Source organism: Pseudomonas sp. 5P_5.1_Bac1 (genome assembly GCF_025466015.1).
In the GTDB taxonomy this organism is placed as follows: Bacteria; Pseudomonadota; Gammaproteobacteria; order Pseudomonadales; family Pseudomonadaceae; genus Aquipseudomonas.
Window position 1 is genome coordinate 74,288 of sequence record NZ_JANLNX010000047.1, and the last position, 19,719, is coordinate 94,006.

Sequence of the window (19,719 nt, forward strand, 5' to 3'; positions counted from 1 at the left end):
CTGGACGTTTGTCGTAGCGAGCCATATACGAAATGGCCAGCCCCGTGTCAATACGCCACTACTTGCGGTGCCCGTCATCCGGGGTAAACCGCACTCACTCGGCCATCTGCAACTCCGGCAGCTTGACCCGGAACGCCCGGGTCGCCACCAGCAGGCAAATCAACCCCAGGCCCATCCAGATCAGGCCGATGGTGAACGACAGGCTCGACAGGCTGCTCCACAACCACAAGGTGATAAAGAAGCCCGACACCGGCAGCGCGCCGTACAGCAGGCCGTTGCGCAGGCCACGGCGTTTCTGGTCGATCAGGTAATGCTTGACCACCGCCAGGTTGACCGCCGAGAACGCGAACAGCGCGCCGAAGCTGATCATGTTGGCGACGGTGTCGAGGGTGATGAACAGCGCCACCAGCGACAATACGCTGACCAGCATGATCGCGCTGGCCGGCACCCGTTTCTTCGACACCAGGCGACCGAACACGCGGGGCAGCGCGCCGTCCCGGCCCATGGCGAACAGCACCCGCGACACGCTGGCCTGGGACACCATCGCCGAGGCGAAGCAGCCCGCGACATAGGTGGCGGTGAAGGCCGAGCCGAGCAGATCACCACCGACCCGGCGCATGACTTCCACCGACGCCGAGTCGGGGTCATTGAAGGTACTCCACTCCGGGTAGACCATCTGCGCGCACCACGACACCACGACAAACAACACGCCGCCGAGCAGCGTGACCAGCATGATCGCCAGCGGGATGCGGAATTTCGGGTTGGCGGTTTCCTCGGCCATGGTCGAGACCGCGTCGAAACCGACGAAGGACACGCAGAGCACCGCCGCGCCAGTCATGATCAGCGGGAAGCTGAAGCCCTCATGATGAAACGGCGCCAGCAACGACACCGGCTCGGCCTGCGCCGACAGGCTTTGCACCGACAAGCCGACGAATACCGCGATGAAAATCAGTTGGGCGACCACCAGCACGCAGTTGACCCGGGTGATGGACTCGATGCCGATCAGGTTGAAGAAGGTCACCAGGGCAATGGAACCGAGCACCCACACCCACGGGTGAATCGCCGGGAAGTATTCGGACATGTAGATGCCGATCAGCAGGTAGCTGAGCATCGGCAGGAAAATGTAGTCGAGCAGCAGGGTCCAGCCGGCCATAAAGCCGAAACAGGGCCCGAACGCCTTGCGCGTATAGGTGTAGACCGAGCCCGAATAAGGATGGGCCTGGACCATGCAACCGTAGCTGTAAGCGGTGAACAGCATGGCCGCGAGGGTCAACAGGTAGGCGGTGGGCAGGTGCCCCTTGGTCATCTCGGTGACCAGCCCGTAGGTGGTGAATACCGCCAGCGGGACCATGTAGGCGAGGCCGAACAGCACCAGCGCGGTAAAGCCCAGGGACTGGCGAAAACGTCCAGTGTGCGAGGTTGAAGGGTGAGACGGCGTATCGGCCACGTTTGTTGTTGTATTCATTGCAGACTCCTGGAATCGGGATGCAGGACGCCGCGGCAGGCGAAAAGCTTCGCCGCCGTTGTGACTCTTGTTATGGAAGGGCACGCAAGGCGGCCACCCCGGCCGGGGTGGCGCGCCGTTCAACTCAGCGCTTGCCGACGATCCCCGCGGTGCGGTCGACGGCGATGCGGGTCTTGTCGACCAGTTCGTCCAGCTCGGCGCGGGTCGCCACCAGGGCGGGCGCCATGATCATCCGGCCCAGGGTCGAGCGGATGATCAGGCCCTCTTCGAAGCCGAAGGTGCGGCATTGCCAGGCCAGGTCGTTTTCGTTGGCGAAGCGCTTGCGCGTGGCCTTGTCCTCGGCGAACTGCAAGGCCGCGACCAGGCCGGTGCCCTGGACCTCGCCGATCAGCGGATGGTCGGCGAACACCTCACGCAGGATCTTCTGCAGGTACGGGCCGGTGTCGTCCTTGACCTGGCGGACGATGCCTTCATCGCGCAGCGCCTTGAGGTTGGCCAGCGCTACTGCGGCGGCGACCGGGTGGCCAGAGTAGGTCAGGCCGTGGGCAAACACCCCGCCCTGCTCAACCAGCGCATCGGCAATACGCTTGCCCAGCACCAGGCCGCCCATGGGCACGTAGCCGGACGTCAGGCCCTTGGCGATCGACAGGGTGTCCGGCTCGAAGCCGAAGTATTCATGGGCGAACCACTCGCCGGTGCGGCCGAAGCCGCCGATCACTTCATCGGCGCACAGCAGCACATCGTACTGGCGGCAAATGCGCTGGATTTCCGGCCAGTAGCTTTCCGGCGGGAAGATCATCCCGCCCGCGCCCTGGAAGGGCTCGGCGATAAAGCCGGCGACGTTTTCCGCACCCAGTTCGAGAATCTTCTCCTCCAGTTGCAGAGCACAGCGGCGACCGAACTCGGCCGGGGTCAGCTCGCCGCCCTGGGCGTACCAGTACGGCTCGTCGATGTGCGCGACGTCGGGAATCAGGCCGCCCATCTCGTGCATGAACTTCATGCCGCCCAGCGCGGTGGCCGCCAGGGTCGAGCCGTGGTAGCCGTTCCAGCGGCCGATCATGATTTTCTTCTGCGGCTTGCCGACCACCTGCCAGTAACGGCGTACGGTACGGATCAGCACCTCATTGGCTTCAGAGCCGGAGTTGGTGTAGATGACGTGGCTGTAGTGGCCCGGCAGCAGGCTGAACAGCAGCTCGGACAGCTCGATCACCGCCGGGTGGGTGGTGTGGAAAAACAGGTTGTAGTACGGCAGTTGGTCCATCTGCGCGGCGGCGGCAGCGGTCAGGTCCTTGCGCCCGTAGCCGAGCTGGGTGCACCACAGGCCGGACATGCCGTCCAGGTAGCGGTTGCCATCGTTGTCCCACAGATACAGGCCCTCGCCGCGGACGATCACCCGAGGCCCTTCGGCATTGAGCGCCTTCTGATCCAGAAACGCATGGATATGGTGGGCGGCATCGGCCTTCTGGTAGTCGCGGGTCTGGCGTTGCGGTGCGAAGGGTGCATTCATGGCGTTTTTCTCTCTTGTTGGTAGGCGAGCGGATGCGTTCAGCGACGCTTGCTCATGTAGCTTTCCAGCGGGTCCTTGCTGAGTACGCCCTGGGCGGCCGCCAGGGAATCGATGAACAGGGAAAACAGCTCCGACTGCGTGCCGATGTCGAGCTTGCTGTAGACGTTTTTGCGGTGCGACTTGATGGTGTCTTCCGAGACCGCGAGGCGCTCGGCCAGCGAGCGGGTCGAGTGACCGCGCAGGATCAACTGGGCGATGCGGCACTCGCGCTCGGTGAGGATCGACGAGCCGAAATTGTTCAGCGCCGTGTGGATGCGCTGCTCCAGCTGGTTCTCGAAGCGCGTGCCGCGCACGTCGAAACCGACAAAATGCTTGCCGAGCAAGGCCAGCACCAACGGCGCGATGCGCTTGAACTGCGCGGTGGTGGCCGCGTCGAGTTTCTCGGTGAAGGCCAGCGACACCGCCAGGCTCAGCCCGGGGGACGGTTGCAGGATGTAGTTCAGTTCGTCCTGCAGGTGCGAGTGGCGGTAGAACGACTGGTAATACTCGCTCAGCTCGAAATGATCGGGGGCAACCTCGGCCAGCTCGAAGCACCCGGACACCGCGTTCTCCACGCAGGCGCCGTAGAACGGGTCGAGCAGGTAGAAACCGGACAGGTAGTGACGCACGTTGCCTTGTGGCAGCCAGGGACCGTCCAGCTCGAACAACGCGCTGGGCATGCCGCCGTGGGGGTAGAGATAGAGCGTGGTGGCCTGGATCGGCTGGATGCAGCCGAGGGTTTCGAACAGCGTCGCGGCGAATCCCGGGTGGCAGATACTCTCGGTCACCTTGGCCATCTGTTCGAACCATTGCGCAGAAACAAGCTGGTCGTTTTCCACTTCAAGGACTCGCCGAAAGAACGCTGGGGACGGCACCCGCCTGATCGGCGGCGCCGGGGTTGAAAGGATGTTCCCACGTGGTGGGAGGGACCGAAATCACCCGTTGGGGTGAGTTGATGGATGGTGCAGGTATTGTGTTTTGGGGTGGCGCGGAATCGCGAGCAAGCTCGCTCCTACAGTGGTTTGAGCTGCGCCTCCAAACGTCGGCCTGACGCAACGCCCGTAGGAGCGAGCTTGCTCGCGATGGGCCTAGAACTCAGCGCAACTGAAACCAGGTCGTCTTCAACTGCGTGTACTTGTCAAACGAATGCAGCGACAAATCGCGCCCGAACCCGGACTGTTTACCACCACCAAACGGCACGGAAACATCCAGCGCATCCAGGGTATTGACCGACACCGTCCCCGCCTTCAACGCCCGCGCCACGCGGTGGGCGCGGTTCAGGTCGTCGCTCCACACCGACGCTGCCAACCCGTAAATGCTGTCGTTGGCCAGGCGCACCGCCTCCTCCTCGCTGTCGAACGCCTTGATCGCCAGCACCGGCCCGAAAATCTCATCCCGGGCCAGGCTCGAATCGCTGTCAACGTCGGTAAAAATCGTCGGCTGAATGAAGTTGGACGAGCCGTTGATACGCAACTGCTCACCCCCCGCCAACAACCGAGCGCCCTGCCCTTGTGCCTGCTCGATGGCACGCATGATCCGCGCGGTCTGCTCGCTGTCGACAATCGCCCCGGCACCACTCGCAGGATTCAGCGGATCGCCGGGCAGCCAGGCCTTGGCCTTCTCGATCAAGCGCTCGACAAACTCGTCATGAATGGACCGCTGCACATACAACCGCGAGTTGGCCGAACAGACCTCGCCCTGGTTGAAGAAGATGCCGAACGCCGCTTTCTCCGCCGCCAGATCAAGGTCCTGGCAATCCTCGAACACCAGGTTCGGGCTCTTGCCGCCGCACTCCAGCCAGACCTGTTTGAGGTTCGACTGCGCCGCGTACTGCATGAAGTATTTGCCGACCTGGGTCGAGCCGGTGAACACCAGGCAATCCACGTCGGGGTGCAGGCCCAGGGCCTTGCCGGCGCTTTCGCCGAGGCCCGGCACGACGTTCAGCACGCCTTCGGGAATCCCGGCCTCCAGCGCCAGTTGCCCCAGGCGCAAGGCGGAAAACGGCGACTGCTCGGCGGGTTTGAGCACCACGCTGTTGCCGGCGGCAAGCGCCGGGGCGAGTTTCCAGGCGGCCATGTCCAGCGGGAAATTCCACGGCACCACCGCCGCCACCACGCCCAGCGCTTCGCGGGTGATGGTGGCGAGGGCGTTGCGCGCGGTGGGTGCGACCTGGTCGTAGACCTTGTCCAGCGCCTCGCCGTACCAGGCGAACACGTGCGCGGCGCCGGGCACGTCGATGGTGTAGGCGTCCATCACCGGCTTGCCCATGTTCAACGAGTCGAGCAGCGCCAGTTCTTCACGGTTGGCCAGCAGCAGTTCGGAAAGCCGGAGCAGGATTTTCTTGCGCTCCACCGGCGCCATCCGCGCCCAGGGCCCTTCTTCGAACGCCCGCCGCGCCGAGCGCACGGCCAGGTTCACCTCGTCCTCGCCGCACGCCGCGACCCGCGCCAGCACCTGGTTGGTGGCCGGATTGATCGCCTCGAAGGTCGCGCCCGAAGCGCTCGCGATCTGCTGGCCGCCGATCAGCGCCGTGTCGAGGAATGTTTGCCGGGCAGCCCGCTGCTGCCAGTAGTTGAGATCGAGCACACGCTACTCCCTGACCGACCGTGAAACGGCCGGTTGTTATGGTTTCGGCGGATGGTGCGCCAGTCTCGTGGCGAGGAAAAATAGTAAAAATATGCTCGGGCGCAATGAAAAAGCTCGGCAGCGCGACGCCGCTCAAGCACTGCCGGATTCGTCACTTAGTAGTGTTCTCTTCCTACACCTCGCGGCGAATGTCATGATTCGCCCTCAGCCCGCCCCGGCCTTGTGACTCTCGAAAACGGCTTCCATGTCCTCTCACGAAAGCATTGATTCCACCGTCCGCACCATCCTGGTCATCGACGACGAACTGCGCTCCCGCGAATCCCTGTCGCGGGTGCTCGCCGACGAGTTCGACGTGCTGCTCGCTGACTCCGCCGATCAAGCCCGCGAGTTGCTCGAACGCCACCCGGTGGCGGTGATCCTCTGCGACCAGCGCATGCCGGGCATGCAGGGCATCGACTTCCTCAAGGAAAGCCGCGAGCGCTGGCCCGAGGTGGTGCGCATCGTGCTCTCCGGCTACACCGATTCCGAAGACATCATCGCCGGGGTCAACGAAGCCGGGATCTACCAGTACCTGCTCAAGCCCTGGCTGCCCGAGCACCTGCTCAACACGGTGCGCAACGCCGTGGAAAGCCGCGCCTTGCACAACCACATGCAGCGCCTCGATGTCGAACTGCGCGCCGCCACTCCGGTGCTGCGCCGGCGCAACCAGCAGGCGCTGGAAAAAGTCCGCGATGCCTTCGACTTCGCCCGCATCGTGCGTGCTCCCGGCAGCCCGCTGGACGCGCTCTGCGAGTTGGCGGCGCGGGTCGCGCGCTTCGACCTGTCGGTGTTGCTGCTGGGCGAGTCCGGCACCGGCAAGGAACTGCTGGCCCGCGCCATCCACTACGCCAGCCCGCGTGCCGGCAACGCCTTCATCGTCGAAAACTGCGCGGCGCTGCCGGACTCGCTGCTGGAATCGGAGTTGTTCGGGCACAAGCGCGGCGCCTTTACCGGCGCCCATCAGGACCATGTCGGCCTGATCCAGCGCGCCCACGGCGGCACGCTGTTTCTCGACGAGATCGGCGACACCTCGCCGGCCTTCCAGGTCAAGCTGCTGCGGGTGCTGCAGGAAGGCGAGCTGCGCCCGGTCGGCGCCACCACGGCGGTGCGGGTGGACGTGCGGATCATCGCCGCCACCCACCGCGACCTGGAAGCGGACGTGCAGGCCGGGCGTTTTCGCAGCGACCTCTATTACCGCCTCGCCGGGGTATCGCTGGCCTTACCGCCGCTGCGCGAACGCAGCGGCGACCTGATCCCGATCGCCAGCAAACTGCTCGTCGACGCCAGCAAGGAACTCGACCTGCCCGGCCTGCACTTCGCCGCCGACGCCCTCGGCAGCCTGCTTGGCTACCCCTGGCCGGGCAATATCCGCGAGCTGCGCAACGAGGTCTACCGCGCCGCCGCGCTCTCCGACAGCGCCGAAGTCAGCGCCCGGGCGTTCTCCTGGAAGGTCTTGCAAGGACAGGCCGGCGCCGCGCTGCCCGGCCTCGCCGCCGACGGCCGCCCGGCCGGCACCCTGCAGGAGCAGCTCGACGCCATCGAGGCGACGCTGCTCAAGGAAGCCCTGCTGCGCCACCGCTGGAACAAGACCCACACCGCCCGCGAACTGGGCCTGTCGCGGGTCGGCCTGCGCCAGAAACTACGCCGCTTCGGCCTGGAGGAATCGCCATGAGTGCCCCGTTCCGCGTGCTGTGGCTGCAGTCTGGCGGCTGCGGCGGCTGCAACATGTCGCTGCTGTGCGCCGACACCCAGGACTTCGCCGGCCTCTGGCGCAGCGCCGGGATCGAGTTGCTGTGGCACCCGTCGCTGTCGCTGGAAAGCGGTGACGAAGTGCTGGCGATCCTCGACGACTGCCTCGCCGGCCGCACCCACCTCGACGCGCTGTGCATCGAAGGCTCGCTGCTGCGCGGGCCCAACGGCACCGGGCGGTTCCACCTGCTGGCCGGCACCGGGGTGGCGATGATCGACTGGGTCAGCCGCCTCGCCGCGGTCGCCGACTACACCCTCGGCATCGGCACCTGCGCCGCCTATGGCGGCATCACCGCGGCCGGCCACAACCCCACCGACGCCTGCGGCCTGCAATACGACGGCGACCGCCCCGGCGGCCTGCTCGGCGCCGACTACCGTTCGCGCAAGGGCTTGCCGGTGATCAACGTCGCCGGCTGCCCGACCCACCCGGGCTGGGTCACCGACACGCTGATGGCGCTGGCCGCCGGGCTGTTCGCCGACAGCGACCTGGATGCCCTCGGCCGCCCGCGTTTCTACGCCGACCAACTGGTCCACCACGGCTGCACGCGCAACGAGTTCTACGAGTACAAGGCCAGCGCGGTGAAGCCCTCGGACCTCGGCTGCATGATGGAAAATCTCGGCTGCAAAGGCACCCAGGCCCACGGCGACTGCAACAACCGCCTGTGGAACGGCGAAGGCTCGTGCACCCGCGGCGGCTACGCCTGCATCAACTGCACGGCGCCGGGTTTCGAAGAGCCGGGCCACGGATTCCACCTCACGCCCAAGCGCGCCGGCATTCCCATCGGCCTGCCCACCGACATGCCCAAGGCCTGGTTCGTCGCCCTCGCCGCGCTGTCCAAGTCGGCCACCCCGGACCGTGTCCGCCAGAACGCCACCGCCGACCATGCGCTGATCGCGCCGGCCATCCGCCCCACGCGGCGCTAGGGAGTTGCCAGCATGACCCGTCTATTGGTCGGCCCGTTCAACCGCGTCGAAGGCGACCTCGAAGTCCAGTTGGACATCGAGGACGGCCAGGTGCGCTCGGCGCAGGTCAACGCCACCATGTACCGTGGCTTCGAACAGATCCTCCGCGATCACCCGCCCCTCGATGCGCTGGTCTACGCGCCTCGGGTGTGCGGCATCTGCTCGGTGTCGCAATCGGTGGCCGCGGCCCGCGCCCTCGCCGTCCTGGCCGGGGTCGAGCCGCCGGCCAACGGCCTGATCGCGATCAACCTGATGGCGGCGACGGAAAACCTCGCCGACCACCTCAGCCACTTCTACCTGTTCTTCATGCCGGACTTCGTCCGCCCGCTGTATGCCGAGCGGCCCTGGTACGCCGACGCGGTGGCCCGCTTCACCCCGCACAGCGGCAGCCAGCAGCGCCTGGCCCTGGCGGCGCGCAAGCGCTGGCTGGACCTGATCGGCACCCTCGGCGGCAAGTGGCCGCACACCGGCTCGGTGCATCCCGGTGGCTCGACCCGCGCCATCGACCCGGCCGAGCGCCTGCGCCTGCTGACGCGGGTTCGCGAGTTCCGCCAGTTCCTCGAAAGCGAGCTGTTCGCCGCGCCGCTGGAGCACATCGCCGGGCTCGTCAGCGAGGAACAGTTGTGGGCTTGGTACGCCGAAGCGCCGGAGCGCGGCGACCTGCGGCATTTTCTCCGCATCGTGCTGGACAGCGGGCTGGAACACCTGGGCCAGGGCCCCGGCTTGTACCTGTCTTACGGCGCTTACCCGCAAGCCGACGGTTCGCTGGCCTTCGACCGCGGCCTGTGGGACGCCCGCCTCGGCCAGTTGCGCCCGCTGCACCTGGACGGCATTCGCGAAGACGCCAGCCACGCCTGGCTCGACGACCGCGGCGGCCCGCTGCACCCGGCGCAAGGAATAACCGAACCGACCCTGGACAAGCCCGCCGCCTACACCTGGAACAAAGCCCCGCGCCTGGCCGGCGAAGTACTGGAAACCGGCGCCCTGGCGCGTCAGTTGATCAGCGGCCAGCCGTTGCTGCGCGACGCCGCCGCGCGTTGCGGCGCCAGCGTCTACACCCGCCTGCTGGCGCGCCTGGTGGAACTGGCGCGGGTGGTGCCGATGATGGAAACCTGGCTGTTGGCGCTGCGTCCCGGCGAACCCTATTACACCGCCTGCGAACTGCCCGACAGCGGCAGCGCGGTCGGCCTCACCGAAGCCGCGCGCGGCGCGCTGGGCCATTGGCTGAGGGTCGAACAGGGGCGCATCGCCAGTTACCAGATCATCGCGCCGACCACCTGGAACTTTTCTCCGCGCGATGCCCAGGGTCGTCCCGGCGCCCTGGAGCGCGCGCTGGAAGGCGCCCCGGTGCGGCCCGGCGAAAAAACCCCGGTGGCGGTGCAACACATCGTGCGCTCGTTCGACCCCTGCATGGTCTGTACTGTGCATTGACCCGGAGAACCCCATGCAACGCCTGACCATCTCCCTCGACGACGGCCTCGCCGAAGCGCTCGACCAACTGATCCGCGCCCAGGGCTACGACAACCGTTCCGAAGCCCTGCGCGACATCCTGCGCCGGCATATCGAGGAACAGCGCCTGCGCGAGCAAGCCGAGTCGCTGCAATGCGTGGCCAACCTCAGCTTCGTCTACGACCACCATGCGCGCACCCTCGCCGAACGGGTGATGACCCTGCAACACGACCACCACGACCTGACCATCGCCAGCCAGCACGTCCACCTGGACCACGACCACTGCCTGGAAAGCCTGATGCTTCGCGGCCCGGTGCAACGGGTGCGGGCCTTCGCCGAACGGCTGAGCGCCGAGCGCGGCGTGCGCCACGGCCAGCTCAACCTGATTCCGGTGGCGGCAAGTGCTGGCGATCACGCCCACGCACACCTGCACCCCACGAGCTGAAATCCATGGCCCGCAAACCGCCACCGCCGCCCATCGACGAAGACGCCTGGCTCGAAGTCATCGGCAAAATGGACGAGGTGTACTCGCAACTGGTCCAGGACGAAATCGCCCTGGAGCAGAAAAACGCCGAGCTGGAACAGTCGCAGCAGTTCATTACCGGCCTGCTCGGGGCCATGTCCGACATCCTCCTGGCCTGCGACACCCAGGGTCTGATCGAGCAGTCCAATGCCTCGCTGCGCGAACTGGTCGGCGGCGACGAACAGCAACTGCTGGGCAGCCCGGTGTATGCGCTGCTCGGCGACGACGACAGCACCGCACACCTGCGCAACGTCCTCGGTGGCCTGCGCCAGGCCAACGCCTGCGCCAATCTCGAAGTGAATTTTCGCGACGCACAAGGCGCGCTGTTGCCGGTGGAGCTGAGTTGCACCGTGCGCAGCGGGCCTCACGGGCGCTGCCTCGGGCATGTGCTGGTGGGCCGGCCGCTGGGCGAACTGAAACACGCCTACCGGCAACTGCACGAAGCCCACGAAGCGCTCAAACGCACCCAACAGCAACTGCTGCACGCCGAGAAAATGGCCGCCCTTGGCCGTCTGGTGGCGGGGGTCGCCCACGAGTTGAACAACCCGATCAGCTTCGTCCTGGCCAACGCCCATGTGCTCGGCGGCTACGGCAAGCGCCTGCAGGACTACCTCGGCGCGGTGCACGACGGCGTCCTCGGCGACGAACGCGAAGCCCTGCGCCGGCAACTGCGCATCGACCCGCTGCTGGCCGACCTGCCCTCGCTGATCGACGGCACCCTGGAAGGCGCCCAGCGCACCGCCGATATCGTCAGCGCGCTGAAGCGGTTCTCCGCGATGGACCGTGGGCAATCGGGTGAAATGTCGCTGAACGATGTCATCGAACGCGCCATCCACTGGATCACCCGCGGCACCGCGCCGGACCTGCTCATGCACTGGCAGCCGGGCGAAGACGTGACGGTTCATGGCAACAGCGGGCAACTGCTGCAAGTGCTGATGAACCTTATGCAGAACGCCTACGACGCCGCCCGCAGCGCCGCCAGCGTGCCGCCGCAAATCTGGATCGAACTGGTCCGGGAACCCGGCTGGGCCAACCTGACCTTGCGCGACAACGGCGCGGGAATCGCCCCCGAGCACCTGAGCCAGGTGTTCGAGCCGTTCTTCACCACCAAACCGGTGGGCCAGGGCACGGGGCTGGGGTTATCGATCAGCTACGGCATCATCGAGCGCGCGGGCGGCACGCTGGAGGCGGGGAATCATCCGCAGGGGGGCGCGGTGTTCCGGTTGCGGTTGCCGGCGGTGGTTGCGGGGCTTCCGGTTTGAGGGGGCGGGTGCAAATGGGGTTATCAGTTGGATCGCAAATCGCCAGCCACTTGCAATCCGCTCCCACAGAATGGCAATTGGCTGACCGTTAGCGATGAGGCCCTAAAACTCATCCCCCCTCTCTTGGCACACCCCTTGTATGAAGACTTTGAAATTCTTCATACAACCGGACTGCCCATGCCTCGCCTTTCCTCCATCACCACCCTCTTCACCGGCCTGATCACGGTCAACCTGCTGGCCTGGTTCTGGGCCTTGGTGGCCTTCCACGATTACCCACTGCTGCTCGGCACCGCCGTACTGGCCTACAGTTTCGGCCTGCGCCACGCGGTGGACGCCGACCATATCGCCGCCATCGACAACGCGACCCGCAAGCTGATCCAGGAAGGCCAGCCCACCGCCAGCGTCGGCCTGTTCTTCTCCCTCGGCCACAGCAGCGTGGTGATCATCGCCTCGGCGCTGATCGCCTTCAGCGCCGCCAGCCTGCAAGACGAACTGGAAGCCTTCCACGGCGTCGGCGCGGTGATCGGCACCTCGGTTTCGGCGGGGTTCCTGTTGCTGGTGGCGTTGATCAACCTGGTCATCCTGCGTTCGGTCTACCGCGCCTTCCGCCGCGTGCGCCAGGGCGAGCGCATCGGTGAGGCCGAGCTGCACGGCATGCTGGCCGGCGGCGGGTTGATCGCGCGGCTGGCACGGCCGTTGTTCCGCCTGGTGCGCCGCAGTTGGCACCTCTACCCGCTGGGTTTTCTGTTCGGCCTGGGCTTCGACACCGCCACCGAAATCGGCCTGCTGGGCATCGCCGCCAGCCAGGCGGTGCAGAACCTGCCGGTGCTGTCGATCATGGTGTTTCCGGCACTGTTCACCGCCGGCATGGCCCTGGTCGACAGCGCCGACAGCGTGCTGATGACCGGCGCCTATCGCTGGGCCGAAGTGCGCCCGGCGCGCAAGCTCTACTACAACCTGACCATCACCTCGGCGTCGGTATTGGTGGCGCTGCTGATCGGCAGCATGGAAGCCCTCAACCTGATCGCCGACCAGCTCGGGCTGCAAGGCGCGGCGTGGGATTTCATCGCCCAGGTGAACGAAAACTTCGGCCTGCTCGGCTACTTGATCGTCGGTCTGTTCATCGCCACCTGGGCGCTGTCCTGGGCGTTCTATCGCTACAAGGGGTATGACCGCCTGGACCTGACGCCGGCCTGATCACGACCTTTCCACTTTCGCCAACCAACTGATCACAGGCTTTCCACCGCGCCTGCGCCCCGCCCGTCCGCCTTCGCCGCGGGCCGGGGCGAAACCCCGCAATTCAGGGGTCCGCCAGTCTAGACCAAGGTCGAAAAGGCGCCTGCGACGTAATGGCACAGGTCTTGAAATAAGCCCTTGGCCACTCGAAAGAAAAAGACCGCCTGGCCGAGGAAATTCAATTGACCGAAACATTTTATGAGGTGATGCGCCGGCAGGGCATCTCGCGGCGCAGCTTCGTCAAGTTCTGCTCGCTGACCGCCACCTCGCTGGGCCTGGGCCCGGCCTTCATGCCGAAAATCGCCTGGGCCATGGAAAACAAGCCGCGCACGCCAGTGCTGTGGCTGCATGGCCTGGAATGCACCTGTTGCTCGGAGTCGTTCATCCGTTCCGCGCACCCGCTGGCCAAGGACGTGGTGCTGTCGATGATCTCGCTGGACTACGACGACACCCTGATGGCCTCGGCCGGGCACCAGGCCGAAGCGATCCTCGAAGAGGTGATGACCAAGTACAAGGGCAACTACATCCTCGCCGTGGAAGGCAACCCGCCGCTGAACCAGGACGGCATGAGCTGCATCATCGGCGGCAAGCCGTTCATCGAGCAGCTCAAGCGCGTGTCCCGCGATGCCAAGGCGATCATTTCCTGGGGCTCCTGCGCCAGTTGGGGCTGCGTCCAGGCGGCCAAGCCGAACCCGACCCAGGCGGTGCCGATCCACAAAGTGATCACCGACAAACCGATCATCAAGGTGCCCGGCTGCCCGCCGATCGCCGAGGTGATGACCGGCGTTATCACTTACATGCTGACCTTCGACCGCATCCCCGAGCTGGACCGCCAGGGCCGGCCGAAGATGTTCTACAGCCAGCGCATCCACGACAAGTGCTACCGCCGGCCGCACTTCGACGCCGGCCAGTTCGTCGAGGCCTGGGACGACGACTCGGCGCGCAAGGGTTACTGCCTGTACAAGGTCGGCTGCAAAGGCCCGACCACCTACAACGCCTGTTCCACCGTGCGCTGGAACGGCGGCACCAGCTTCCCGATCCAGTCCGGCCACGGCTGCATCGGCTGTTCAGAAGAAGGTTTCTGGGACAAGGGCTCGTTCTACCAGCACCTGAGCGACGTCAACGCCTTCGGCGTCGAGGCCAACGCCGACCAGATCGGCCTGGCCGCCGCCGGCACCGTCGGCGCGGCCATCACCGCCCACGCCGCGGTCACCGCCATCAAGCGCGCCAGCAATGGCAAGGCGCACGCCACCCACGAAGCCTGAATGACGTACAGGAAAACCTGATCCATGAGCAATTACTCCACCCAGGGCTTCGACCTGGACAACAGCGGCCGGCGCATCGTCGTCGACCCGGTGACCCGCATCGAGGGCCACATGCGCGTCGAGGTCAACCTCGACGCCAACAACGTGATCCGCAACGCCGTGTCCACCGGCACCATGTGGCGCGGCCTCGAAGTCATCCTCAAGGGCCGCGACCCGCGCGATGCCTGGGCCTTTGTCGAGCGCATCTGCGGCGTCTGCACCGGCTGCCACGCCCTGGCCTCGGTGCGCGCGGTCGAGGACGCGCTGGATATCCGCATCCCGCCCAACGCCCACCTGATCCGCGAAATGATGGCCAAGACCCTGCAGGTCCACGATCACGCAGTGCACTTCTATCACCTGCACGCGCTGGACTGGGTCGATGTGATCTCGGCGCTGAAAGCCGACCCCAAGGCCACCTCGGCGTTGCAACAGATGGTCTCGCCGGCGCACCCGAAATCCTCGCCGGGCTACTTCCGCGATGTGCAGAACCGCCTGAAGAAGTTTGTCGAAAGCGGCCAGCTCGGCCCGTTCATGAACGGCTACTGGGGCAACCCGGCCTACCAGTTGCCGCCTGAAGCCAACCTGATGGCGGTCACCCATTACCTGGAAGCCCTCGACCTGCAAAAAGAGTGGGTGAAGATCCACACCATCTTCGGCGGCAAGAACCCGCACCCCAACTACCTGGTCGGCGGCGTGCCCTGCGCGATCAACATCGACGGCGACCTCGCCGCCGGGGCTCCACTGAACATGGAGCGGCTGAACTTCGTGCGGGCGCGGATCGACGAGGCGCTGGAGTTCTGCCGCAACGTCTACGTGCCCGACGTGCTGGCCATCGGCACCCTGTACAAGGACAAAGGCTGGCTGCACGGCGGCGGCCTGGCGGCGACCAACGTCATGGACTACGGCACCTACGCCAAGGTCAATTACGACGACAGCACCAACCAGTTGCCCGGCGGCGCCATCCTCAACGGCAACTGGGACGAGATCCTGCCGGTGGACGTGCGCGACCCCGAGCAAGTACAGGAATTCGTCACCCACTCCTGGTACCAATACCCGGACAACGACAAGGGCCTGCACCCCTGGGACGGCATCACCGATCCCCACTACGAGCTGGGCGCGAAAACCAAGGGCACCCGCACCGCCATCGAAGAAGTCGACGAAAGCGCCAAGTACTCCTGGGTCAAGTCGCCGCGCTGGCGCGGCCACGCCATGGAAGTCGGGCCGCTGGCCCGCTACATCCTCGGCTATGCCCATGCGCTGCAAGGCAACCCGCACTGCCAGCGGGTCAAGGAGCAACTGGAAGGTTCGCTGCGGGCGGTCAACCACGACCTGCCCAAGGCGCTCGGCCTGGCGAGCACCGACTACAGCGCCAAGCAATTGCTGCCGAGCACCATCGGCCGCACCCTGACCCGCGCCCTCGAAGCCGAGTACTGCGCGGAGATGATGGTCGATGACTGGAACGAGCTGATGCTCAACATCCGCAACGGCGACCGCGCCACCGCCAACGTCGACAAATGGGACCCGAAAACCTGGCCCGCCGAAGCCAAGGGCGTCGGCAGCGTCGCCGCCCCGCGTGGCGCGCTCGGTCACTGGATCCGCATCAAGGACGGGCGCATCGAAAACTACCAGTGCGTGGTGCCGAGCACCTGGAACGGCAGCCCGCGTGACAGCAAGGGCCAGATCGGCGCGTTCGAAGCGGCGCTGATGAACACCCCGGTGGCGGTCGCCGACCAGCCGGTGGAAATCCTCCGCACGCTGCACTCCTTCGACCCCTGCATGGCCTGCGCCACCCACGTGATGAGCGAGGATGGCGTCGAGCTGAGCACGGTCACCGTGCGTTGAACCCGCCCGCAGCCAGCCGCCGGGCGCCAACGCGCGCCCGGCGCATTCGAGGTGACGACATGTCCGAACCCCACGCCCCCGAGAGCGGGCACAGCGAATACGTCTACGAAGCGCCCGTGCGCCTGTGGCACTGGATCAACGCCGCCTGCATCGTCGTGCTGTCGGTGACCGGCTACTTCATCGGCGTGCCGCCGCCGACCCAGCCCGGCGAGGCCAGCGCCAGCTTTTTGATGGGCTACATCCGCTTCGCCCATTTCGCCGCGGCCTACCTGTTCGCCGTCGGCATCCTCGGCCGCGCCTACTGGGCGCTGGTGGGCAACCACCATGCCCGCGAGCTGTTCTGGATACCGATCACGCGCAAAGCCTACTGGCGCGATTTCGCCTGCTGGCTGCGCTACTACCTGTTCATCGGCCCGGTGCCGGAACCGATCTTCGGCCACAACCCGCTGTCGCGTTTCGCCATGGTCTTCGTCTTCCTGCTCACCTCGCTGTTCATGCTGGTGACCGGCTTCGCGCTGTACGGCGAAGGCGCGCAGATGGGCTCGTGGCAGGAGCAACTGTTCGGCTGGGCGCTGCCGCTGCTGGGCCAGTCGAACAACGTCCACGTCCTGCACCGCCTCGGCATGTGGCTGATGATCCTGTTCATCCTGCTGCACGTGTACGCCGCCGTGCGCGAAGAAATCTGCGGCCGCCTGCACCTGATCGGCGGCATCGTCTCGGGCTACAAGAGCTTCAAGAAATGAGCACATCCACCCCCGCTCCGCGCATCACCGTGCTCGGCATCGGCAACCTGCTGTGGGCCGACGAAGGCTTCGGCGTGCGCTGCGTCGAGGCCCTGCAACAACGCTACGAATTCGCCGACAACGTCACCCTGATCGACGGCGGCACCCAGGGCCTGTACCTGATCCAGCACGTGCAGCAGGCCGATTACCTGCTGATCTTCGACGCCGTGGATTACAGCCTGGCGCCGGGCACCCTCAAGTTCGTCGCCGACGACGAGGTGCCGCGTTTTCTCGGCGTGAAGAAGCTCAGCCTGCACCAGACCGGTTTCCAGGAAGTGCTGATGCTCGCCCAGCTCACCGGCCATTACCCCGCGCGCGTGCTGCTGATGGGTTGCCAGCCGGAGCGCATGGACGACTACGGCGGCAGCCTGCGGCCCTGCGTCAAGGCGGCGCTGGAGCAGGTCATCGACGCCGCGCTGGAGGTGCTGGCGGACTGGGGCGGCGAACCGCGCCCGCGCACCAGCGCCCTGCCCGACGACGAGGCGGTGACCCTGTTGCACCTGGAGCTGCAGCGTTATGAAAACGAGCGGCCCAGTGAAGCAGTCGCCTGCCGTGTCGGCGACGAACGCATCCTCGCGCGGCGTAACTGAGATGTGCATCGGCCTGCCCATGCACGTGCTCGGCACGCGGCCCGGCGCGGCGCTGTGCGTCGACCGCCACGCCCGCCAGCGCTGGATCGACACCGCGCTGGTCGGCGATTGCGCGGCCGGCGACTGGTTGCTGGTGTTTATCGACGCCGCGCGCGAGCGCCTGAGCGCCGAACGCGCCGCCGAGATCGACGCCACCCTGGCGCTGCTCGATGCCGCGCTGCTCGGTGAACCCGTGGGCGCGGACGCCGCGTTCGCCCTGCCCTCGGCCATGAGCGCCGAGGACCTGGCCCGCCTGCTTGGCCAGCCCACTTCCAAGGAATCCTTATGAGCGAATCCGCCGCCTTCCTGGCGCCCCTGCCCGCCACCCCCGCTATCCCGCCGCTGATCAGCCGCCTGGTCGAGCAGTTCGCCGCCGACTGGGTCGACCTCGACAATGTAGAGGCCTGGCTGGCTCAGCCCGGCGACGCCTTGCTGCTGCTCTGCGGCGACCCGGTGCGCCACCCGGAATGCCTGGACGTCGCGGTGATCCTGCCGGAACTGTGCCAGACCCTGACCGCCCGCCACGGCTGTCACCTGCGCCTGGGGGTCGGCCGCCGCGCCGATGAAGAGGCCCTGGCCGAACGCTTCGCCCTGCGCCGCTGGCCGAGCATCATCTGGCTGCGCGACGGCGGCTACGTGACCCAGATCGACGGCATGCGCGACTGGGACGTGTACCTGCGCATCGCGGAAAGCGCCCTGCAGCAGAGCAACGCGCTGATCCCCGTGCGCAGCGACGCGCCCCACCCCGCCCCCGGAGGTTGCCAGTGAACGGTGCCCACCCCATGGACCCGCTGCACTACATTCCGCTGATGGACATCGGCCCCGGTTCGCAACCCGAGGACGACGCCCCGCTGGAATACATCAACATGCCGCAGGGCATGTACACCCACAGCCTGCCGCAACTGCCCGAGCCCGAGGCGCTGGACGCCGCGCCCGGCGCCCGCCAGGCCCTCGGCGAAATCCTCGCACGGCTGCAGCGCCGCTGTGCCGGCGACACGCCGGCGATCCTCGACCTGCGCGGCTACAGCGAGGCCGACCGACGCCTGCTCGACCAGTTGCTCGGCGAAGGCGAAGTCAGCGCGCGCATCGGCGGCGCCGCCGGCGTGCGTATCCAGGAGTCGATCTTCGCCGGCGTGTGGCGGGTGTTCGGCGTTGGCCGCGACCATATCGAAGTGGCGCCAGCCCCTTCGCTGCTCAGCCACGCGGCGCGCATCGACGCCGCCGCCGACGCCCTGACCCCGACGCTGCCATTGCCCGCCGGGGTGATGAACGCGCCGGCGATCCTCACCGAGCTGCAAGACCGCACCGGCAACTGGCAGCCCGGCAGCGCCGCTCATGTGATCAACCTCACGTTGCTGCCGCTGTCGGAACAGGACGTGCCCTTCCTCGACGCCTGCCTCGGCGAAGGCGCGGTGCTGGTGCTGGCCCGCGGCTACGGCAACTGCCGCATCAGCAACACCCGCGTGCCGAACTGCTGGCGGGTGCGCTACTTCAACTCCCAGGACGCGCTGATCCTCGACACCCTCGAAGTCACCGACCTGCCGGAAGTGGTGCTCGCCGCCCCCGAGGACCTCACCGACTCGCTGGAACGCTTCGCCGACATCATTCAGTGGTTCGAAGACGAATGCGCGGAGGTCGGGGCATGAGCGACTTTTGCGGTTTCGAAGGCAGCTACCTCGGCGACCGCAGCCGCCTGGCCGACGCCACCCGCCTGGAATGCAAGATCTGCTGGTGGATCTACGACCCGGCGCAGGGCGACCCGGTCTGGCAGATCGCCGCGGGCACGCCGTTCTCGCGCCTGCCCGAACACTGGCGCTGCCCCAATTGCGACGGCGACGCCGAACAGTTCATGGTGCTCGATGACTGAGCCGAACCCGAGAGCCGAAGCGCTGGCCCGGCGTTTCCGTGAAATCGCCGACACCCGCATGCGCGGCCTGCCGTTGTTGCACCCGGCGCTGGACGTTGAAGTCGTCGGCTTCGCCTGGCAGCACGTCGGCCCGCAGGCCAGCCCCGGGCTGCTCGGCATCCTCATCACGCCGTGGTGCATGAACCTGATCTGGCTGCCGGACGGCAGCGACGCGCCCGCCGAGGGCGAGGTGCGCGAGTACCTGATCGGTGACGAACGCATGGACTTCATCAGCGTCCACGACGAGGTGTTCGGCGCGTACCAGAGCTGCTCGCTGTTCTCGCCGATGTTCGACTTCGCCGACGCCCACGGCGCCCGCGAGACCGCCGTGCACGTGCTCTCCGTGTTGCGCCGCCCGCCCGTTGAAGTACCGGCCAACCCGAGCCGGCGTGGCCTGCTGTTCGGCCGCCTGACGGGGGACCGGCCATGACCGTCGAC

19 protein-coding genes are annotated in these 19,719 nt (G+C 66.6%); 15 read left to right on the plus strand and 4 right to left on the minus strand.

Annotated elements, in window-relative coordinates; genetic code table 11:
• Window positions 1-94: 94 nt before the first annotated feature.
• The 4 genes from NTD82_RS09490 to NTD82_RS09505 all read right to left on the minus strand — a co-directional run bounded on the left by NTD82_RS09490 (window position 95) and on the right by NTD82_RS09505 (window position 5,597).
• The gene (locus tag NTD82_RS09490) at window positions 95-1,465 is read right to left on the minus strand and encodes an APC family permease (protein ID WP_262128576.1); all 1,371 of its coding nucleotides are present in this window, start codon (window positions 1,463-1,465) and stop codon (window positions 95-97) included.
• A 124-nt stretch (window positions 1,466-1,589) separates the two neighbouring features.
• A complete protein-coding gene (locus NTD82_RS09495) occupies window positions 1,590-2,972 on the minus strand; it encodes an aspartate aminotransferase family protein (RefSeq protein WP_262128577.1) in 1,383 nt (460 codons plus the stop codon).
• 38 nt (window positions 2,973-3,010) lie between these two features.
• Window positions 3,011-3,808, minus strand: a complete 798-nt coding sequence (locus NTD82_RS09500) for a response regulator transcription factor (protein WP_262128578.1) — start codon at window positions 3,806-3,808, stop codon at window positions 3,011-3,013.
• A gap of 298 nt (window positions 3,809-4,106) precedes the next feature.
• Window positions 4,107-5,597 (minus strand): aldehyde dehydrogenase, encoded by a 1,491-nt coding sequence (locus NTD82_RS09505; protein WP_262128579.1) that lies wholly within the window; start codon window positions 5,595-5,597, stop codon window positions 4,107-4,109.
• A 244-nt stretch (window positions 5,598-5,841) separates the two neighbouring features.
• Here NTD82_RS09505 and NTD82_RS09510 point away from each other — a divergent pair, with 244 nt between their 5' ends.
• From NTD82_RS09510 to hybE, 15 genes are all read left to right on the plus strand, one after another.
• The gene (locus tag NTD82_RS09510) at window positions 5,842-7,308 is read left to right on the plus strand and encodes a sigma-54-dependent transcriptional regulator (protein ID WP_262128580.1); all 1,467 of its coding nucleotides are present in this window, start codon (window positions 5,842-5,844) and stop codon (window positions 7,306-7,308) included.
• Entirely contained in the window at window positions 7,305-8,309 is a 1,005-nt protein-coding gene (locus NTD82_RS09515) for a HupU protein (protein ID WP_262128582.1), read from the plus strand. The genes NTD82_RS09510 and NTD82_RS09515 overlap by 4 nt, the downstream gene beginning before the upstream one ends.
• A gap of 12 nt (window positions 8,310-8,321) precedes the next feature.
• On the plus strand, window positions 8,322-9,779 hold the full coding sequence (locus NTD82_RS09520) for a nickel-dependent hydrogenase large subunit (protein WP_262128583.1): 1,458 nt from the start codon (window positions 8,322-8,324) through the stop codon (window positions 9,777-9,779).
• Between the two features lie 13 nt (window positions 9,780-9,792).
• Window positions 9,793-10,242, plus strand: a complete 450-nt coding sequence (gene nikR / locus NTD82_RS09525; RefSeq protein WP_262128584.1) for a nickel-responsive transcriptional regulator NikR — start codon at window positions 9,793-9,795, stop codon at window positions 10,240-10,242.
• 5 nt (window positions 10,243-10,247) lie between these two features.
• Complete coding sequence (locus NTD82_RS09530) at window positions 10,248-11,582, plus strand: ATP-binding protein (RefSeq protein ID WP_262128585.1); 1,335 nt, start codon at window positions 10,248-10,250, stop codon at window positions 11,580-11,582.
• A 177-nt stretch (window positions 11,583-11,759) separates the two neighbouring features.
• Window positions 11,760-12,779 (plus strand): HoxN/HupN/NixA family nickel/cobalt transporter, encoded by a 1,020-nt coding sequence (locus NTD82_RS09535; protein ID WP_262128586.1) that lies wholly within the window; start codon window positions 11,760-11,762, stop codon window positions 12,777-12,779.
• A gap of 215 nt (window positions 12,780-12,994) precedes the next feature.
• Window positions 12,995-14,083: a hydrogenase small subunit gene (locus NTD82_RS09540; RefSeq protein WP_262128594.1), complete on the plus strand. Its 1,089-nt coding sequence runs from the start codon at window positions 12,995-12,997 to the stop codon at window positions 14,081-14,083.
• Window positions 14,084-14,107: 24 nt separating this feature from the next.
• The gene (locus NTD82_RS09545) at window positions 14,108-15,964 is read left to right on the plus strand and encodes a nickel-dependent hydrogenase large subunit (RefSeq protein WP_262128587.1); all 1,857 of its coding nucleotides are present in this window, start codon (window positions 14,108-14,110) and stop codon (window positions 15,962-15,964) included.
• 59 nt (window positions 15,965-16,023) lie between these two features.
• Window positions 16,024-16,707, plus strand: coding sequence for a Ni/Fe-hydrogenase, b-type cytochrome subunit (gene cybH / locus NTD82_RS09550; RefSeq protein ID WP_262128588.1), 684 nt, complete (start codon window positions 16,024-16,026; stop codon window positions 16,705-16,707).
• Window positions 16,704-17,336, plus strand: a complete 633-nt coding sequence (locus NTD82_RS09555) for a HyaD/HybD family hydrogenase maturation endopeptidase (protein WP_262128589.1) — start codon at window positions 16,704-16,706, stop codon at window positions 17,334-17,336. The genes cybH and NTD82_RS09555 overlap by 4 nt, the downstream gene beginning before the upstream one ends.
• A 1-nt stretch (window position 17,337) precedes the next feature.
• Entirely contained in the window at window positions 17,338-17,664 is a 327-nt protein-coding gene (gene hypC, locus NTD82_RS09560; RefSeq protein ID WP_262128590.1) for a HypC/HybG/HupF family hydrogenase formation chaperone, read from the plus strand.
• Window positions 17,661-18,143 carry a hydrogenase gene (locus NTD82_RS09565; RefSeq protein ID WP_262128591.1) on the plus strand — a complete coding sequence of 161 codons (483 nt, stop codon included), beginning with the start codon at window positions 17,661-17,663 and terminating at the stop codon, window positions 18,141-18,143. The genes hypC and NTD82_RS09565 overlap by 4 nt, the downstream gene beginning before the upstream one ends.
• The gene (locus tag NTD82_RS09570) at window positions 18,140-19,021 is read left to right on the plus strand and encodes a hydrogenase expression/formation protein (protein ID WP_262128592.1); all 882 of its coding nucleotides are present in this window, start codon (window positions 18,140-18,142) and stop codon (window positions 19,019-19,021) included. The genes NTD82_RS09565 and NTD82_RS09570 overlap by 4 nt, the downstream gene beginning before the upstream one ends.
• The gene (locus NTD82_RS09575) at window positions 19,018-19,242 is read left to right on the plus strand and encodes a rubredoxin (protein ID WP_095156686.1); all 225 of its coding nucleotides are present in this window, start codon (window positions 19,018-19,020) and stop codon (window positions 19,240-19,242) included. Before NTD82_RS09570 ends, NTD82_RS09575 begins: the two co-directional genes overlap by 4 nt.
• On the plus strand, window positions 19,235-19,711 hold the full coding sequence (gene hybE, locus NTD82_RS09580; RefSeq protein WP_262128593.1) for a [NiFe]-hydrogenase assembly chaperone HybE: 477 nt from the start codon (window positions 19,235-19,237) through the stop codon (window positions 19,709-19,711). The genes NTD82_RS09575 and hybE overlap by 8 nt, the downstream gene beginning before the upstream one ends.
• The last annotated feature ends 8 nt before the right edge of the window (window positions 19,712-19,719 follow it).

Coding starts and splice junctions, on each gene's coding strand:
- NTD82_RS09500 (WP_262128578.1), bottom strand. CDS start 3,808: ATGGCCAAGGTGACCGAGAGTATCTGCCACCCGGGATTCGCCGCGACG.
- cybH (WP_262128588.1), top strand. CDS start 16,024: ATGTCCGAACCCCACGCCCCCGAGAGCGGGCACAGCGAATACGTCTAC.
- NTD82_RS09535 (WP_262128586.1), top strand. CDS start 11,760: ATGCCTCGCCTTTCCTCCATCACCACCCTCTTCACCGGCCTGATCACG.
- NTD82_RS09555 (WP_262128589.1), top strand. CDS start 16,704: ATGAGCACATCCACCCCCGCTCCGCGCATCACCGTGCTCGGCATCGGC.
- NTD82_RS09575 (WP_095156686.1), top strand. CDS start 19,018: ATGAGCGACTTTTGCGGTTTCGAAGGCAGCTACCTCGGCGACCGCAGC.
- NTD82_RS09490 (WP_262128576.1), bottom strand. CDS start 1,465: ATGAATACAACAACAAACGTGGCCGATACGCCGTCTCACCCTTCAACC.
- NTD82_RS09510 (WP_262128580.1), top strand. CDS start 5,842: ATGTCCTCTCACGAAAGCATTGATTCCACCGTCCGCACCATCCTGGTC.
- NTD82_RS09520 (WP_262128583.1), top strand. CDS start 8,322: ATGACCCGTCTATTGGTCGGCCCGTTCAACCGCGTCGAAGGCGACCTC.
- NTD82_RS09565 (WP_262128591.1), top strand. CDS start 17,661: ATGAGCGAATCCGCCGCCTTCCTGGCGCCCCTGCCCGCCACCCCCGCT.
- NTD82_RS09495 (WP_262128577.1), bottom strand. CDS start 2,972: ATGAATGCACCCTTCGCACCGCAACGCCAGACCCGCGACTACCAGAAG.
- NTD82_RS09515 (WP_262128582.1), top strand. CDS start 7,305: ATGAGTGCCCCGTTCCGCGTGCTGTGGCTGCAGTCTGGCGGCTGCGGC.
- hybE (WP_262128593.1), top strand. CDS start 19,235: ATGACTGAGCCGAACCCGAGAGCCGAAGCGCTGGCCCGGCGTTTCCGT.
- NTD82_RS09530 (WP_262128585.1), top strand. CDS start 10,248: ATGGCCCGCAAACCGCCACCGCCGCCCATCGACGAAGACGCCTGGCTC.
- nikR (WP_262128584.1), top strand. CDS start 9,793: ATGCAACGCCTGACCATCTCCCTCGACGACGGCCTCGCCGAAGCGCTC.
- NTD82_RS09545 (WP_262128587.1), top strand. CDS start 14,108: ATGAGCAATTACTCCACCCAGGGCTTCGACCTGGACAACAGCGGCCGG.
- hypC (WP_262128590.1), top strand. CDS start 17,338: ATGTGCATCGGCCTGCCCATGCACGTGCTCGGCACGCGGCCCGGCGCG.